Genomic DNA, 17,641 nt, shown 5'->3' with positions numbered 1-17,641 from the left:
ATCAGCTTTTTGTATGTTATGACATAGTATATTGTTTGGTTTATCATTCATCGTTACGAATCTAGCAACTGTATAGGCTTGCTGAACAGTAAACGTCAAACAACAGTTGCCGGAACACGGGTGCTGCTGCCAGCTTTGGCAAACATGCTACGAGCGATCCAGACGCCAGCTGCGCCTGCCTGTGCCAGACCACGGGTTACACCTGCTCCATCACCGCCACAGTACAGACCGTCAATCTCCGTTTCCAGATTATCATTCAGCTTCGGACGCGCAGAGTAGAATTTGGCTTCCACGCCGTAAAATAGTGTGTGTTCGGAAGCAATCCCCGGCGTGACGCCTTCCAATGCATGTACCATTTCGACCAGACTTTTCATCGTGTTGTAAGGCAAGACGAGACCGAGGTCGCCCGGAACCGCTTCTTTTAATGTTGGCTCCAAAAAGCCTTCTTTGATCCGGTCAGCTGTGGAGCGTCGTCCACGCAAAATGTCTCCGAATTTCTGTACAATGACACCACCGCTAGACAGATCGTTCGCCCGTCGGCAAATCTCACGCGCATATTCATTCGGCTTGTCGAACGGCTCTGTGAATTTGTGCGAGACGAGCAGGGCAAAGTTCGTATTCCGTGAACCGAGCGCTGGGTCTTTGAATGAATGACCGTTGGCTGCCATCACACCGCTATGATTCTCGACGACAACGTGCCCGGATGGATTGCTACAGAAAGTACGCACGCGTGTACCGACAGACGTATTGAAAATGAATTTGCCCTCATACAGATGCTTGTTAATCTCCTGCATGACCACATCGGACGTCTCCACACGAACACCTACATCGACCTGATTGTTGTACATTTTCAGACGACGCTTTTTCAAAATATCAGTCAGCCATGCAGAACCGTCACGTCCTGGAGCGATCATCACATTGGCAGATTCGTAAGTTTCGCCTTTTTTGGTGACGATACCTGTGATGCGATGCTTGCCATCTTCTTTGACGGTGATAATGTCTTCCACTTCGGCTTTGTAGACCATATCGATGCGTGTATTCAGATATTCATAGATGGATTTGAGAATTTCCAGATTTTGCTCGGTGCCCAGATGACGAACCTCAGCACGCAGTAGCTTCAGCCCGGACGCGTAGCCACGCTGCTCAATATCGCGAATCACATCGGTGGTTGGATCGGTAATGTTCTCGGTTGCGCCATGCTCCAGATTGATGCTGTCCACGTAACGGATCAAGTCCTCCACACGCGACCCCGGCAAATAATCGGTCAACCAGCCGCCAAACTCGGTTGTGATATTGAATTTGCCATCACTATATGCACCTGCACCACCAAAACCTGCGGTAACAGAGCAGGCGGGCAGACAGCCTGCATAATCCTTTTTACCAGCTGGCGGCGGACAGAATTGGATCTTCTCCTGCATGATCGGGCAATTGCGACTGTAAATGTTATGCCCTTTGTCAATCAATAGTACCTTCCAATCCGGTGCAATCCGTGTCAATTCATAACAAGCAAAAATTCCTGCTGGTCCCGCTCCTACAACGATGCAATCGTATGTGTTCATCATAAGTCCCCCATCTGTCATCATCATTTTGGTTGTATACGGATGCTGCTGTATTCCTTCATGTACCTGCTCCGGTCACACAAGCCGAGTACTTACATGTCACCCCAAACGGCCATTTTGGGCATGACAAAACAAGGCTACCGTATCTATCACGACAAAAAATTCCCGGCTTGCGAACAGGTATGCCAAAGCATCCTATCCGTAGCCAGGAATTTGCGGTTCCTTAGTAGAGACCCCCGAACCTTATTTTCGAGGATATACGAATATTTATTATAGTATTGTGATTAATGTACGCTTTTCAGTTACGCATTTGCATAGCGATGTCATTTCAAAACAGGCTACAGTCGTATAGTACCGAAAAATATCCGAATGGTCAACCCTATATTTTCATAAATGTTCGTTTTTCATTATTTTAATTCGGCAATATGGGTATGTAATTACTTTTTCATTTCATTTTCACGAACTTTACTTTCATTACAGAGTTGTATTGTGTAGATTTCATTTTTTTCTACAATCACGAAAGTTAGACAGGTAGCTTATCCATCATGAATACGTGATTTTGACGCGTTTCAGTACGATATGTAACAGAAAAATCCACCCGACTTCACTGTAACAGACGTCCGTTCATCAGCATATTGTCTACGAAAATGCAAAAATGACGAGTACATCTTCTACAGATGCACTCGCCCCTTCTCATTCACAGTTCATTAGATTACAGTTACACCTCAATACTGCATGTACAGCTCAATATTGCATGTATAACTTACTATTACATTTACCGCTTAATATTACGCTTACAGCTCAATTCCATTCAAACGTAAATGATCCAAGAACATCTCTTTCGTTGATGGGAATTGTTCGGCATCTGCCCATTTTTCCTGCTTCCAGGCTCCGCCCTGTTTTAACGCACGCGGACAATGAACAAAACATTCCTCTACTTCCACTACGACGCCAAGTCCCATCGTCTTGCCGCTCCACTCCATCTTTTCCAGCAGTGCGGCGTCATTGGTAATCCGTGCACGCCCATTCACACGCAGTACTTCATCCATTCCCGGAATGAGGAAAATCATACCGATTTGCGGATTTTCCAGCATATTGCAGAGAGAATCAGCGCGACGATTGCCATGACGTTCAGGGAAGATCAGGCGCTTGTCATCCAATACTTTAACAAAACCCGGTCCATCGCCGCGCGGAGATACATCAGATCGTCCTTCTCCATCCGAAGTCGCTAGGAAAAACAACGACGATAAGGATAAATAATACGCCACATGACGATCCACAACGGAGATCGTTTTTTTCATAATATGCTCGTGAGGTTCGCCAGTATACTGCCTTAATTCTTCCAGCGAAGTAATATACTGCTCTGTCGGTTCAACCGCCGTTTTTGCAGGTTGCATAACAATTCCTCCTTTGGAATATGTACATGTATAATTGTCGTCCATGTGCAGGGTATACCAAGTCATACTTGAATCAGATTGAACGTTCGCCTGTAGAGATGATACCTGCATATAAGAACGATACCTGCCTGTAAGGATATAATCCGTCGTAATTGGTTTATTATATCGTATTTATTTTAAATTTGTTATTTGTACAAGTTTACATATACTGGATGAACATATGTATTAATCTGGATTACAGCGAATCTTTACAAATCAAAGAACCTGTACCCACGTCATAGTGTCGCGGGTTACAGGTTCTTTGGCTTGTCATTCTTATATTACAGATCGGTCATATGAATATACACCGTTCTATACAACTCGTTCTTATGAAACTGCTACTTAGTCAGACGAACGCGTACGACGATACAACCCGCCCTCATATGTGCCCAGCACAAGGCGATCCTCGTAAAAGTGGAACGATGCAATAGGCTTTGCCGTTTCAGGTACAGCTTGCAAATCGGTATACATCAGATCAGCAATCTGCTGGCATTCTGCGTTGCTGCACTTGGCATACGGACCAAAATACTTTTGCATGATCCAAAACAACTGTTGTCCTAATTCTTGAGAGGAATGGACATTCGGCAAAATGTTAACAATATGTTCAATTTCGATATTATATTCGTCAGGTAAGCACCATTCGCGTAATTTCATTGGATTCCATTCCATCATATGCAGAGCAATAATATCATAGTGACGTTGATTCACGTTGCCGCCGTTTTTCTTATTCATCTATACTCCTCCTATCCCCCGGGTTTGCCGGAGATGCTCTTTTGTCTATGTATATGAGCATTGATTGTGGGCTTCGATGGCTTAAACATGAAGTCATTTGGATATAACGCGTAAAATCATATTTGAATCAATTGTTGCCAAAAATGCGATATAAGCCATAGATGATTGTGAGAATCATATGCTAAAAGTATTACGTTTATTACTTTAAAGTAACCAGAATCAGGACAAAGTCCCAGCCTCCTGTTGCACATTCATCCCGGTTGCAAAACAAGCAAAGTTTGGATGAATAGCTGAAAACCGTATAAATCACTATTTTTAGGATGATAACTATTCTTTTGGTAATTACATTTGTATTCAAAGTATGCCTGAGTAAGCGCCACCTGTAAATGCGGTAAAAGACCCACATGAACTCGTATATACGTGCCGTTTCCTGTCGTCTGCTAGTTCAGTAACTAGAAATGATCATTTCCACTAGATATGAATAAAGAAGCAATCCTGCCATTTGGCGATTACGAAATGACGCCTTCGGGTAAATAGGTGGGTAGAAGGCATTGGCCAATGCATCCTTGTAGCACCAACTCTAATTTATACTGAACTACTTCTAAATACCAGACAAAGGACGGATGATTATGAGCGAACACAACGATATTCAACAAGTGCAAGATTGGTTGGAACAACAGATTGGCAAGATTCTGATTATCGAGAAGCAAGAACTGGATGATACCGATGTGATTCACTTTACATTGTCGGCAGTTGATCAGCGCGATCAGGATAATGAAATAGATGATTATTTGGAAAGTGCCCTTCTGCTGCGCGGCGAAGGTCGTACACAAAATGCGGATGGCGAAAGTGTGCCCGTACCAAGCGACACGTATGAGATCATCACGCATGATCTGCGCATCGACGAAGCGACCGATCAGCGCGTTCGTCTGAATACCGAGCGGGCGACGTACACACTGTCTGTCGGATCATAGGATCTTCTTCCTGACTCCCGCCGCATCTCGTTGTATTGTCATCACACTGCGGCAATCTCATTCTAGCTATAAAATTACAGAATTATTATCAAATATGCTAATGCCAGTATAAGAATAGCGCATGTAGATGAACAGAGTGTTAGCGCTATTTGAAATGAAATATGTTTTACAGCCTTCGGTTATATGATCGAAGGCTATTTTTATGTCTCCTACACATATGAAAATAGAGTACTCAAAAATAGATAATTATGTAAAATTTAGTTTGTAAATCCTATTCGTTCCTGATAATATGGTCGATGTTCGGTGAAACGCTTACAACTGCAAACCGAGGTGTATATGATGTCGATATTCAAAAAAAGCCTTCATGCCGTACTATTAAGCAGTCTGGTCATCACGCCGCTCGTCTCTGTCGCGCCCTCTTCTGCCCATGCCGCTAATGAAAAAGCGCAAGTATGGGTAACGACTGCCGATCCGAATACCGAGCCCAAGGTCGGTCTGCGTACAGATCGTCGTTTGACCCGGCAGAGCGATCTGACATTTAGCAGTTCGACTGGCAATGCGGATTACACAGTGAACGTCAATGAAGGCACGACATACCAGCAGATGGACGGCTTCGGTGTATCGTTGACCGATGCGTCTGCCTGGCTGCTCAATTACAAGCTCAGCAGTACGAAGCGCAACGAAGTGATGGGCAATCTGTTTGGCAGCTCCGGAATCTCCATGAGTATGCTGCGTCAGCCGATGGGCGCAAGCGACTTTGCCTGGAGTACGTATACTTACGATGATGTAAGCGGTGATACGGCATTGAACCAGTTCAGTATCTCTCGTGATCAACCGTACATCATCCCGATGGTCAAAGCCGCACTGGCGAAAAATTCGGCAATCAAAGTGATCGCTTCTCCATGGAGCGCACCAGCATGGATGAAATACACAACCAATGACAAAAACGGTACGGGTAAGTTAAAAGCGGAAAACTATCCGGTATACGCCAATTATTTTGTCAAATTTGTACAAGCGTATCAGGCACAGGGGATTCCGATCTATGCTGTTACACCGCAAAATGAACCGCTGTTCGAGCCGGGACGTTATCCGGGTATGCTGATGAATGAACAGGATCAGATTGGTATGATCGGCGATTATCTCGGACCAGCGCTACGTGCCGCTGGATTGAATACGAAGATTATCGCATATGATCATAACTATGATAACTGGACATTCCCGCGTACCGTTGTGCAAGGCTTGAAGGATAATGGCAAGTCTCAATATATCGCAGGCAGTGCTTTCCATCATTATGGTGGTGATTTTACCGCAATGACCAGTATGCATAATGCACATCCAGATAAAGATATCTGGTTTACCGAAGGTGGTTTTGGCGATTGGAATGATCCGGTGAACGGTACGACACAGGGCTTTGACAATATGATCAATGAATTTATCGGCATGACCCGTAACTGGTCCAAATCGATTGTTCTGTGGAATGCTGCCCTGGATCAGAAGGACGGTCCGAGTGTGATCGGCGACAACAATACAAACAAAGGCATGGTCACTATCCAGAATTCGGACAATAGCTCTAGCAATCCAGAGGATAAAGTGACCTACATGAAGCAGTACTATCTGCTCGGTCATTTCAGCAAATTTGTCAATCCGGGCGCTTATCGGATTGATTCCAACACCTTTGGCGATCTACAAAGTGTAGCGTTTAAAAATAGTGATGGTTCCAAGGTAATCGTGCTGTACAATTCGCAAAATAATGCGCGTACGGTTAAGGTGAACTGGAATAGTCAATCTGTGAATTACTCTGTGCCTGCCAAATCGGTCGTTACGTTGAAGTGGTAACTAAACTATTGTTCTTTGTAGCGTATTCCTTTTTGCAGAGCATTAGGTGAATTGTAATTGTACACTCCTCCCAAGAATGATGCAGTAAAGAATCCTGTTGGGGATTGTTGGATCGGATCATGGTAGCCGGAGCGTTGCACCGAACAGGCAAGCAATGGACATCCTGCCATGGATTCGTATGGAGTATAGTGCTAGGTAACAACAGGATCGTTGTATTTGTTGTTTTCGTTGTTTTCATTCTATTCACTCTGTTCAAAAGTTAAAACGCTTTAATTTTATCGAGATCACTATACTTCATTATCATTGATTACAGTGGATCGGTAAGCTGGTTTCGCAAATGGATTAAATCATAATGCATTGCATCACTTTCAGGGCGGGAGTGTATAACTACTTTGTAATCTAGGAGAAGTCAAAGATCATGACCTTTACTTGAACAAATATGCTTTTTGTGGCAAGATCAGCTTATACATTTGTCCATACCTGCTGATGGATTGCCAAAGGAGTACGATTCATGAACAATATCCCTGCTTATCGCAAAGTATACAGTCTGCTCAAACAAGATATCAAAGAAGGCATATATCCATCCAGCAATCTGCTGCCAACCGAATCTGAGTTGGAGCAGCGCTTTGCCGTTAGCCGCACCACCATTCGCAAAGCGATTGAACAATTACATAGCGAAGGCTTCGTTCGCAAAACGCAGGGCAAAGGCACTGAAGTACTCGATACTTCCACCACCCAGCGCCTCAATCACCTCACCTCCATTACCGAAACACTGATCTCCAAAGGATACGATGTACAAACGCGCGGCATGTCGATTGAACTCATCACGCCGCCAGAGCATATCGCTCATGAATTGCAATTACCTGCGGGACAGCAAGTGTACCGGGTTCAGCGTGTGCAATATGCTGACCATGCGCCCATCGCGCTGATGAACAATTATTTACGTGCCAGTAAAGTGCCTGGCTTAGAGCAATACAGCAACACCTTTAACAGTTTGTATGCGTTTTTGGAGAAGCAATATCATCTGATTCTGCTGAATGCGTGGGAACGACTGTCCGCAGTCGCTGCCGACTTTACCGAATCGCAAATCTTGCAAGTGCCGCTCGGCGCTCCCTTATTGTGCAGCAAACGGCTAACCTCGACGGAACAAGGTCCGTTTGAATACAGCATTACCAAACTCGTTGCTGACAAATACGAATACAGCGTCTACCTGGAAGGCAGACGCTGATTGGATGATGTACATTTATACTATATGAGTTGTCAGTAGGACATTGTTAGCATGATGACGTTGTAAATGATTTGCCGATCATTAGGTGTGCGCTTGGTTTGTATAGTGCGCTCCATATTGTCCAATCAATGAATCGTATATCCGCCATCCACGACCAGATTGGCACCTGTGACCATATTGGACGCTTCACTGGCAAGGAACAATGCCGCCGCCGCAATCTCACCCGGTTCGGCAAAGCGTCCTGCTGGCGTATTGGCAATCGCCTCGTCCTTGATCTCGCCTTCCCAATATCCGGCGATCAGTGGCGTATACGTAGCGGTTGGCGAGATCGCATTGACCTGAATGCCGTATTTGCCCCATTCGTAGGCAAGTGATTTGGTAATGGAAATGACTGCCGCTTTGCTGGCGCTGTAGGCAACATGGCGGTCGATAGCTACGATGCCTGCCTGCGAAGCAAGGCTAATGATTTTGCCACCTCGATTGGCGGCAATCAGTTCCCGACCAACCTGCTGCGCCATAAAAAAGGTGCCGTTCAGATTCACTCGCATCGTCCGATGCCAATCGTCTTCCAGATAATGCTCCGCCCACTCCACCGGCCCGATTCCTGCACTATTTACCAGAATGTCGACCCCGCCAAAATGCTCTTTGACTGCCAAGACCGCTTGTTCCACCGAAGCGCTATCCCCCACATCAACGGCAAATGCCGCCGCGCGTTCCAATTCGTTTGCCGCCTGCTCGGCTTGCTCCAGATTGAGATCCAACAATGCGACCGACGCACCCTTTTCCACAAACAGATGGGCAACCGCCAATCCGATGCCGGATGCTGCGCCCGTAATAATCGCCGTCTTGCCATCCAGTCGGAAGCTAGTATCAAATACATCGCGTTTCATATTGATTCCTCCACTCTGTCATCAATGGGTGAGGCAACTTCCTGCGTATGGCGATGCATATACTCGCCCAATGCCGCCGCCTGTTCATGAACATGTTGAAATATCGGCAGCAGACGCTGATACAGATCGCGATTGGATGATTCTGGCTTGCTGATATGCTCTATACGATGCACATCTCCAATACCACTGTAATCGTGCCACCAGCCTACGGCTCGTGCTGCAATCGCCGCCGCTCCAAGTGAAGCGGCATCCTGATCAATATTCGTTTTCACAATATCCATATCGAATATATCCGCAAACATCTGTCGCCATAATGCACTACGACTGCCACCACCACAAAATAACAATTGTTCGCTTACCGTCGTGTGCTTGCGCAGCAGATCCAGCGACAGCCTCAGGTTGAGCGCGATGCCTTCCATCGCCGCACGAATCAGATCGTTGCGCGTCGTTGCCAGATGCAGACCCATATACCCGCCGCGAATATGAATGCTGTGATCTTGTGAAGTACCGCCTGCCAGACTAGGATCAAATACAACACCATTCGCGCCTGCCGGTGCACAAGCCGCCATATCATTGATGCGTTCATATGCATCTTCTCGTCCCGCCAACTCCGGGCACAGTTGATCACGCACCCAGCGTAATGAACTTCCCCCAGCAAAAATAGAATAAGCACTCGTATACATACCTTCCGCAATATGAGCGAATACATACGGACGCGTCTCCACATCCAGCACCGGCTCTGCGGAATTTACAGGTATCCAGCTGGATGAACCAAGCGATACATAACTGCACCCTTCCTCACTGCCTACCGCACCAAGCGCCATGCACGCATTATCTACGCCCCCACATGCTACCGGCGTACCTTCCGCCAATCCTGTATAGGCTGCCGCTTCTGCTGTTACCCGCCCCACTATCTCATGAGAAGGTACGATTGCTGGGAATAGATGTGCCGGAATGCCCGCTGTCACCAACCATTCATCCACCAATACGCCCTGCTTGAGATCATAAGTACCCAGTCCGGAAGCATACGAAGGATCGGTATAGGTCGCACCAGTCAGCATATAGTTGATATAGTCTTTGGAGCCAAGCATCACATCGGTACGAGCCAATAGATCCGGCTGATGCTTGTGCATCCACATGAGCTTAAACAATGGATAACAAGCCGCAGGGAATCCATTTCCCGTACGCATATACCATTGCTCCTCATCCACCTGACGGAAAAATGCTGCCGCTTCTTCCTCCGCGCGCGTATCCGACCAGATCGGAACCTGCTCCAACAACACACCATCCGTACGGCTGACTGGTACACTAACCAGACTATGCCCGGATAGACTAATGCCATCTATATGCGAAGCTTCAACTCCTGCGGTCGATAGCAATTGCGTCGTCGATTGCGATATGCTCTGCCACCAGTCTGACGGACGCTGTTCATGATGATCTGGCTGCGGATAATAAGTAGCATATTCAGTAAAAGAACGCGCAACCGTCTGCAACTGACGATTATACAGCGAAGCTTTGACTCCGCCAGTGCCCAGATCGTACGCGATAAGATACGACATTCAGTCCCCTTCTTTCCAGATATGGCATGCTGTAGTGCACGTTGCTGTCATTAGCTTTGTTGAGAAGGATATTCTTTGTTTTGAATATAGTAAAGATAACTATCTTTTGTCAAGCGCTTTCATTTTTATTTTGCTTTTACTTGTATTTGTCTATCTCATTCGGTATATTGATAACAATAAAGATAATTATCTTTCATAAAAGGAGATACAAAATGGGACATACTGACTCAAATACGATCAAGCTTGGAGCTGACATTGGACGCTGGGTCGATGTGAGTGCCGTACGAACCGATGTCACCCATGCGGAAGTTGACCTACTACTTGCGATTGTAAAGACGTATCACTGTATTTGCGCTAGTCCGATGCCGTATATGACCGAATATGTTATTCAGCAGTTAACGCACACGCCAGATACGGTAGTCACGGGAGTCGTCGGTTTTCCATCTGGAGCCGATACCGTATCGATGAAAGTACACACAGCGCGTGAAATGTTGCAAATGGGCTGTCTTGAACTCGATATGGTGATTAACGTCGGTGCACTCAAGTCTGGCGATATTCAGCGAGTACAGCAGGATGTACAAGCCGTCGTTGATACCGCTAACGGTGTTCCAGTCAAAGCCATTCTAGAAATCGCCTATTTGACCGATGATGAGATTCGCAGAGGCAGTGAGCTGGTTGTATCAGCCGGAGCTGCTTTTGTTAAAACGGGGACGGGATGGGGTCCAAAGCCGACAACGGTCGATACGATCCGACTGATTCGCTCTACGATTGGCAATGCCGCGCAGATCAAAGCCGCAGGTGGGATTCGCGATCTGGATACGCTATTGGACATGCGCGCTGCCGGTTGCGACCGCTTCGGCATCGGCGTCCGTTCAGCATTGACGATTTTGGAAGATGCGTATACGCGTGCTGGATTGACCGTGCCGGAACTAGTAACGTCATCCGATTTGTCGGAGGACAATCGTTATTGAATGGATACTGTAGTTCATGATTTTGTGATTTCATGATTTTGTGATTTGCAGATTTGAGATTGGAATCGATTATGTATTCCATAACAAATCCAAGTAATGATGCTGGCAGGCATATTCATCATTCCTTTGGAATTGCTATGTTCAAGTATGATATCGAAATGGATCCGTTCTACGTTCAGTGCTATGCTATTTTTGCAATAGCGCCGTTATAATGAACTGCTGGGAACGCGGCATACCGCTAGGCCACTCGCCTACTTTGCAGAACATAATCTTGGTAATTTCTGTACTCGGCAGAAACGTACCTTCCTCTACTGTGCCGCTGAAGATCAGATCAATACAATTAGGATTACTGCGACGAATCGCGCGTTCTAGCCGATGAATATGTACATCCAGTCCGGTTTCTTCTTTTACCTCACGTATGAGACCTTCCTCCGGTTGCTCTTGCTCCATCCAACCGCCAGGGATGCCCCATGGCTCTGTATCGCGATAGGAATGACGCAGCAGCAATACTTCGCCTTGTTCATTGGTAAACACACCAAGTACCGCCACGAGAAAAGAAACCTGTGAACGGCGAACGACCCAATCTTTGAATCGCTTGGATGGCATGATTTTGTACATGGTGACAAGCCAGTCACGCGGAATCCGATTTACCCATTTGGCAAGCATATGATTTCTCCATTTCCGTATCGTATTGGATTTGTTACACATGGTATAGGTAGACTTAAAGCATTGTGAATTGGTTTTTTATAAGTATATGTACATCGATTCAATATATGGATATCGATATAGAAGCAAAAGGTGGTATTGAGTATTCAAATACGACCTTTTGCTTCTATATTCATTCTATTTTCTTCTCATTGCTTCCTGTCTGTTCGGAAACGTAGACAGGGGTATCATCATGAATATATTAGCAATCATTCATTATTTTTTTTGATTTTCTCTAGCTCCGCATACATATCAGACAGATGTTCCTTGAGCGCAGGAATTGGTGAAGGGTTGGACAAATCCAGTTCCTCTAGCGTATTCACCACAATTTGCAGCACGGCAAGATCGCGATACCAGCGGTGATCAGCTGGTACGATATGCCATGGATTTTTCTCAGTGGCGCAATGCTTGAATACATCTTCATAGCACTCCTGATACTTTTCCCAATACTGACGTTCATGCAGATCACTTTCATCGAACTTCCAGTTTTTATGCGGCTTTTCGATGCGGTCGATCAGCTTTTCCAATTGGAATTGCTTGGAGATATGCAAGAAAATCTTAACGACACGCACATTATTTTGCTCCAGCATTTTCTCGAATTGATTGATCTGCTTGAAGCGCTGTTTTGCCTTCTTGTCACTCACTTGACCGTGTACGCGGGTAATCAATACATCCTCATAGTAGGAGCGATTAAACGCAGCCAGATAGCCATAACCCGGCACATGCTGATGCGCACGCCATAGATAATCATGATTCAGCTCATCCGGTGTGGGCGCCTTGAAGCTGTATACGTCAATGCCCGCTGGGTTACAAATGGAAAAGACCTTGTTAATGACGCCATCCTTCCCACTGCAATCCATACCTTGAAAAACGAACAGAATGGATTTTTTCTTACTTGCAAACAGCTTCGGTTGAAGATCTTCGAAAATAGCGGACAACTGCTCGCGTTCTGCCTGCGTATCTTCGCGATTTTTATACTTACCGGTATCTTGAGGATCGATATCTTTCAATGAGATGGAATCACCAGATGCGAGAACCCAGTTCTCTTTTGACTTGGACATGCAAATCGCTCCTTTGGGTAGAATGATGATTGATGTGACTGGAGTGTCAGTATCTACATATTACCCGCATTTTTGCTAAATCTAGCAATATGGATGGCATTATATGTGTTAGATGACTCGTTCGTTCTCACGAATGGCAGCATTCATCTCGTTACGCAATTCGTCGATCAATGCATCCCGTACTTCAACGTCGAATGTGACACGCTTTGGCTTTAATTCTTCTAGCGCTTCGATCCATACATGACGGTCATTGATGTGACCCAATTCCTTTTGAATGTTTTTGTACAATTGTTCGTGATCGCGAAATTTGGCATTTAGCGCAAAGCTTGCCGCTTCGGCAGTATAACGAATTTCTTTGGCAGCGATCCGCACTTTGTGTAGTGCTGCTAGGGTATCATCGGCTTCCATTCCTTGCTCTTTGGCAATCTGACGATACGTTTTTTTCTTTTGCTCATACGAGATTTCCAGTTCTCGCATCAACCGATTGACGTCGGAATCGGCAACAAGCTTCGGCAGTTGCTCCTCCAAAAAAGGTTTCCATTTTTTGTGGAGCTTTTTACCCTGCAATTGGGGCAGCTTGCTAGTCAATTTTTTGCGGTAAAAGCGGCGGTGCTGCTTCTGCTCTTTGATGACGGCTTTTAACAGTTTGACAAGATGATCTTGTTCTTGCTGTTTTGCCTGCTTGCGGCGTTGTTTGAAGGCGTCGATGAGTACGTCTTCGTCGCGAACTTTGCCCAAGCGCTTTTGTGCCTTTTTGAATAGCGGCAGTAGTTCGGTCTGATCATTCGGATCGAGAATGCGCAATAGAGTCATTAACTTGCGGCAATTGACCCGCGCCTGATGTACATCTTCATCGTCAAACGTATCCACTGCCTGCTCCCCATGCTGCTGAAATTTGCTGTACAGTTCGCTTAATACGTCATGCCATTGTGCCGATTTATCTTTACGCTGATGAGTCGCTGATGAGGTCACGGTTAATCACTCCTGTTGGTAGACTGGTGTGCCTTATATTCCCTGTTACCCGCTCATTCCATACCTTGCACCATATCGGGCAGCTAGATGACATCTATTACTGCAATGCGGCAGGACTTGTTTCGACGATTTTTAATATTGTAATAAAGGTATACAAGTTTCATAACACGCAAACACTTCACCTTGTTGTGCAGGATGTATACGCACAAATGCTCCGTTATAAGGCATCCTCTACAAGCTGAAGATGATCTAGCGGCAACCAGCCCTCTGCTTCGTCCGATTGGCGCATGCACCATACCCAGCCGTTACGCTCTCGCTGTGAGATGACGATCTCGCCGGGCAATACATTCATTTCCAGTGCGGTATAGTCCTCAAGCGAAATCCCCTGGGCAGGTTGCTGTTCGCTTCGTACGAATACTTGTCCGGGCACCCATCCACTGATTCCATCACTGTTCGTACAAAAATACCAGTCTGGCCATTCCTCAGGCCCATCATAACGCTCACCGACAACTACCCCTTCGCCTTTTTGAAATGTGATGGGATTCGGATAGTTGCTACAATGTGATTTCACGACGATATATGTATTCATCTGTTTGATTTCCTCCTATGCCGATTCATGTATTCTCATTTTACAATATAGGACGGTCACAATAACAATTCAGACTTAAATGCAATTGGAAGACAGTATTATTTTGCGATCGAATATGCTGAAAAACATGTTGCATTATGTTTAGGATTGAACAAAATCTGCATAATAAGCATCATTTTTGCCAATTTTGTTCACCTGTTCTCCTCCTTTATGATATATAATTAGCTTAGGCAATATCATAATGTAAGTTGCAAACTTTGAAAACGTTACTGCATTTGTATTATGATAGAGTGTAACGTCCGTTTTGTTCCATTGGAACGAGAGGATTCGTCACCACGAAAGGAGCTTGAAAAAGCAGCTATGAGAGCGTATTTGTTCTTACCTGTTATCGCGTCGCTTATTTTTGCGCCTGCAACTATAAATGCCGAACAGGCGGCATCCGCTACGTTGCCTGCAACTGCCGGACCTGCCGACCAGATCGTATCCACGTCTTCGTGGGAGTATCCCATTGTACATTTTCGTAACAGTACATATCGCATCATGATGGAGCCTGCGCTTAGTACTGTCAAGGTTGGTCCACGCCTCGGCAAGGTAGAGCGTAATATTAGTAGTTTTGAAGAAGTCGACGAGAATAATTCCATGATCGATACTACGTACAAAAATGGCGACAGCAATGTGTTGAATGTCGATTCGCCGATCTACAAATTCCGCAATCGCAGTACCAAGGATTGTATTATCGTCAGTCACAAAAACAAGTATTACAAAGCTGTGCTCCGCACTGATTATTCAGATGCAGGCGATGCTTTGAAATCGTCAGCATCATCGATCGTATCCAGTCCGTCCGCTTAACATGCTTGTTGTTATGGGACATATATCGTACACAAGTTTATCGCTGGGATGCTGATTGGTTTCGCACATCGATATTTCCACAATCACAATCACAATCACAATCACAATCACAATCACAATCACAATCACAATCACAATCACAATCACAATCACAACTATTATCACGAACACCAAAAGCCGCCGCAATGTATATATTGCGGCGGCTTTTTCATTATTTTCTATCTATTCAGCTTTGCCGAATGTCCACTTTGATCGGTCGATATCATAGGACTTCTTTCACAAAATAAAATGTAATCCTACCGCTTAAACGCCATCACTTGAACAAGTATGTCATCGCTTGATTGTATCGATGTTATTGATACTGTGGCTCGAAGAAGAAGCGACCGTTTAGCACAGTATCCCATACAACGGATGTTGACGATTGGTTCAGCGATGCCTGAATGGTTTTCTTCATAGCTGCGGCGTTGGCATTGCCTTTGATCATGCTGGTGCGTGCTTTCGTTTCTGTCGCATCCAGCTTGAGCAATTTGCCTGATTGTTGCCATGTACTCCACGGGGTCAAGCCGCCTGCACTGATGTTATTGCCATGCAAGAAATTCGCTACGTATTCGCGATATTGTGCGGTCAATACCAGACGTCCTTTTTGATTGGCATCGGTATACAGCGTGCCTGGGAACAATCCGGCAAACGCACTCTTGTCAAACGCACCGGTCAGAAAATCAAGATCGACGCCATGCGTAGCGGCAACGTATTTCGCTGGTGCTTTCAGTCCTGCATCCTGTGCACCCCATGCGAAGCGGTAGGCATAGATGTTTTTCGCCTTACTATCTTTGCTGTACTTGGCTGCTACCTGATCCGCGTTAAAAGAAGAATATAACTGGCTGCCATATGCGGTTGCCTGCCAGAATTGTTTTTCGGTTGTTGGTTCCCATGTATGTTTGCTGAAGCTTGGCAGGAACGTAGGATCGAATGCGGCAAACGCATTGAACTCGTTTTGCATACTGCCGATCAGCATCGGTACACGGTTATAGTTGCCGCTATCTACAACGTCAAATCCCTGCTTTGGCAGCACCGTTCCGTCGGTGAACAGATGCGGGAATTCGGACATACGAATCATAACGGAACCGACTGCTTGCACAAGCAGACTACTATCCAGTCCGCGCAGCGTTTGTTGCAATTCGGTTGCATCCGTCTGCTTCAGGTAGTTCAATGCTTCCGCTTTGGTCTCCGATTGACCAGCTTTCACGAGTACATCTGCCAGCTTGTCGTTATCGTAGGCTTCACCGACAGCCGGAGTGGTAGTCGTCATCCCGCCACTCAGTGGCATCACTTTGGCAAACAGTCCTTTGGCAAGCGGAGAGATCGTCAGCGCCAGCACATCACGCGCACCTGCGGATTGACCGCCCAACGTGACATTGTGGGTATTACCGCCAAAGCTCTCGATATGCTGCTGCACCCATTTCAACGCTTGAATCTGATCCAGCAAGGCAAAGTTCCCTGAATCTTCGGCAGCGTCGCCTGTGTGTAGCGCCGGATTACGAATCCAGCCCAGCAGACCAAGACGATAATTGACAGTCACGATCACGGCATTCGTTTTCTCCGCCAGCGCCTGACCGTCAAACGAACCGCCACTACCAGTTACATTCCCGCCACCATGTAAAAAGACCAGTACCGGCAACTGTACATCGCTAGTCGCTGGACGATAAATATTCAAATACAAGCAATCCTCGCTACCTGTCACTTTGCCATTCGCAAGCTGCGTACATACTTGTGGCAATTTAGTCGCTTCGGCTGTCTGCTCCGGTGTTTGTTGAGGCGCTTGTGGTGCACGCCAGCGCAGTTCACCTACCGGTGCCTGAGCATAAGGAACACCAAGCCACATCAGCGTATTGGCGCTGGTCGATTTGGTGCCGTTCCATATAGCCTGCGAGGTTGGCTGCTGAATGTCTGCCTGATATGCGTACATACTGGATTCACTTCCTGTCGTTGCTGCTGCTGCTCCCGCGGTACTCCATGTGCCAGCAGTACCGAACAATACCAACAGTGCCATCATTGCGGCTAGATACCATCTGTTTTCGTTTCCTGTACTCATTATACCCCTGCCTCTCTGTTGTGAAAAATAGACGAAGAATGTGCCGTATTCCTTCAAACTGCGATATTCATTGGGATTTATATGTAAACGATTGCAGTCGTATGGAAAATCGTCCTGAAAAAGCAAAAAACCCGACTTGTCTGCTCACTGTCTATCGCAACAGTAAAGCAGCCAAATCAGGTTTCGCC

The 17,641-nt window shown here is 46.0% G+C and carries 15 protein-coding genes and 1 riboswitch; of the genes, 5 read left to right on the top strand and 10 right to left on the bottom strand.

Annotated features, from left to right (window positions below; all coding sequences use genetic code 11):
• Window positions 1-95 precede the first annotated feature (95 nt).
• The 3 genes from ACE3MZ_RS10300 to ACE3MZ_RS10290 all read right to left on the bottom strand — a co-directional run bounded on the left by ACE3MZ_RS10300 (window position 96) and on the right by ACE3MZ_RS10290 (window position 3,727).
• Window positions 96-1,559: an NAD(P)/FAD-dependent oxidoreductase gene (locus ACE3MZ_RS10300; protein ID WP_411346752.1), complete on the bottom strand. Its 1,464-nt coding sequence runs from the start codon at window positions 1,557-1,559 to the stop codon at window positions 96-98.
• A 182-nt stretch (window positions 1,560-1,741) separates the two neighbouring features.
• Window positions 1,742-1,842, bottom strand: a riboswitch (purine riboswitch).
• Window positions 1,843-2,353: 511 nt separating this feature from the next.
• Window positions 2,354-2,956 carry an MSMEG_1061 family FMN-dependent PPOX-type flavoprotein gene (locus ACE3MZ_RS10295; RefSeq protein ID WP_411346341.1) on the bottom strand — a complete coding sequence of 201 codons (603 nt, stop codon included), beginning with the start codon at window positions 2,954-2,956 and terminating at the stop codon, window positions 2,354-2,356.
• A 381-nt stretch (window positions 2,957-3,337) separates the two neighbouring features.
• Window positions 3,338-3,727 carry a hypothetical protein gene (locus ACE3MZ_RS10290; protein WP_411346340.1) on the bottom strand — a complete coding sequence of 130 codons (390 nt, stop codon included), beginning with the start codon at window positions 3,725-3,727 and terminating at the stop codon, window positions 3,338-3,340.
• Window positions 3,728-4,356: 629 nt separating this feature from the next.
• On the opposite strand from ACE3MZ_RS10290, the gene ACE3MZ_RS10285 reads away from it, so the two are divergent.
• The 3 genes from ACE3MZ_RS10285 (at window position 4,357) to ACE3MZ_RS10275 (ending at window position 7,765) form a co-directional block, all read left to right on the top strand.
• The gene (locus ACE3MZ_RS10285) at window positions 4,357-4,701 is read left to right on the top strand and encodes a hypothetical protein (RefSeq protein WP_411346339.1); all 345 of its coding nucleotides are present in this window, start codon (window positions 4,357-4,359) and stop codon (window positions 4,699-4,701) included.
• A 303-nt stretch (window positions 4,702-5,004) separates the two neighbouring features.
• Entirely contained in the window at window positions 5,005-6,537 is a 1,533-nt protein-coding gene (locus tag ACE3MZ_RS10280) for a glycoside hydrolase family 30 protein (RefSeq protein ID WP_411346338.1), read from the top strand.
• Window positions 6,538-7,048: 511 nt separating this feature from the next.
• On the top strand, window positions 7,049-7,765 hold the full coding sequence (locus ACE3MZ_RS10275) for a GntR family transcriptional regulator (RefSeq protein WP_411346337.1): 717 nt from the start codon (window positions 7,049-7,051) through the stop codon (window positions 7,763-7,765).
• A 125-nt stretch (window positions 7,766-7,890) separates the two neighbouring features.
• Here ACE3MZ_RS10275 and ACE3MZ_RS10270 read toward each other — a convergent pair whose 3' ends face one another.
• The gene (locus ACE3MZ_RS10270; protein WP_411346336.1) at window positions 7,891-8,655 is read right to left on the bottom strand and encodes a GolD/DthD family dehydrogenase; all 765 of its coding nucleotides are present in this window, start codon (window positions 8,653-8,655) and stop codon (window positions 7,891-7,893) included.
• On the bottom strand, window positions 8,652-10,214 hold the full coding sequence (locus ACE3MZ_RS10265; protein ID WP_411346335.1) for a xylulokinase: 1,563 nt from the start codon (window positions 10,212-10,214) through the stop codon (window positions 8,652-8,654). Before ACE3MZ_RS10265 ends, ACE3MZ_RS10270 begins: the two co-directional genes overlap by 4 nt.
• A 212-nt stretch (window positions 10,215-10,426) precedes the next feature.
• Here ACE3MZ_RS10265 and deoC point away from each other — a divergent pair, with 212 nt between their 5' ends.
• Window positions 10,427-11,185: a deoxyribose-phosphate aldolase gene (gene deoC, locus ACE3MZ_RS10260; protein ID WP_411346334.1), complete on the top strand. Its 759-nt coding sequence runs from the start codon at window positions 10,427-10,429 to the stop codon at window positions 11,183-11,185.
• A gap of 186 nt (window positions 11,186-11,371) precedes the next feature.
• On the opposite strand, the gene ACE3MZ_RS10255 is transcribed toward deoC, so the two are convergent.
• The 4 genes from ACE3MZ_RS10255 to ACE3MZ_RS10240 all read right to left on the bottom strand — a co-directional run bounded on the left by ACE3MZ_RS10255 (window position 11,372) and on the right by ACE3MZ_RS10240 (window position 14,512).
• Window positions 11,372-11,851: an NUDIX hydrolase gene (locus ACE3MZ_RS10255; RefSeq protein ID WP_411346333.1), complete on the bottom strand. Its 480-nt coding sequence runs from the start codon at window positions 11,849-11,851 to the stop codon at window positions 11,372-11,374.
• 248 nt (window positions 11,852-12,099) lie between these two features.
• Window positions 12,100-12,951: a PPK2 family polyphosphate kinase gene (locus ACE3MZ_RS10250; RefSeq protein WP_411346332.1), complete on the bottom strand. Its 852-nt coding sequence runs from the start codon at window positions 12,949-12,951 to the stop codon at window positions 12,100-12,102.
• A 108-nt stretch (window positions 12,952-13,059) separates the two neighbouring features.
• Window positions 13,060-13,923 carry a CHAD domain-containing protein gene (locus tag ACE3MZ_RS10245; RefSeq protein ID WP_411346331.1) on the bottom strand — a complete coding sequence of 288 codons (864 nt, stop codon included), beginning with the start codon at window positions 13,921-13,923 and terminating at the stop codon, window positions 13,060-13,062.
• A gap of 217 nt (window positions 13,924-14,140) precedes the next feature.
• On the bottom strand, window positions 14,141-14,512 hold the full coding sequence (locus ACE3MZ_RS10240) for an SH3 domain-containing protein (RefSeq protein ID WP_411346330.1): 372 nt from the start codon (window positions 14,510-14,512) through the stop codon (window positions 14,141-14,143).
• 360 nt (window positions 14,513-14,872) lie between these two features.
• On the opposite strand from ACE3MZ_RS10240, the gene ACE3MZ_RS10235 reads away from it, so the two are divergent.
• Complete coding sequence (locus ACE3MZ_RS10235; RefSeq protein WP_411346329.1) at window positions 14,873-15,361, top strand: hypothetical protein; 489 nt, start codon at window positions 14,873-14,875, stop codon at window positions 15,359-15,361.
• Window positions 15,362-15,713: 352 nt separating this feature from the next.
• Here ACE3MZ_RS10235 and ACE3MZ_RS10230 read toward each other — a convergent pair whose 3' ends face one another.
• A complete protein-coding gene (locus tag ACE3MZ_RS10230) occupies window positions 15,714-17,453 on the bottom strand; it encodes a carboxylesterase family protein (RefSeq protein WP_411346328.1) in 1,740 nt (579 codons plus the stop codon).
• Window positions 17,454-17,641 lie beyond the last annotated feature (188 nt).

Origin of the sequence: Paenibacillus sp. WLX1005, from assembly GCF_046603685.1 — a bacterium.
In the GTDB taxonomy this organism is placed as follows: domain Bacteria; phylum Bacillota; class Bacilli; order Paenibacillales; family Paenibacillaceae; genus Saccharibacillus.
Note: the sequence above shows the minus strand (reverse complement) of the source record. Positions and strands in the feature narration are given on the sequence as shown.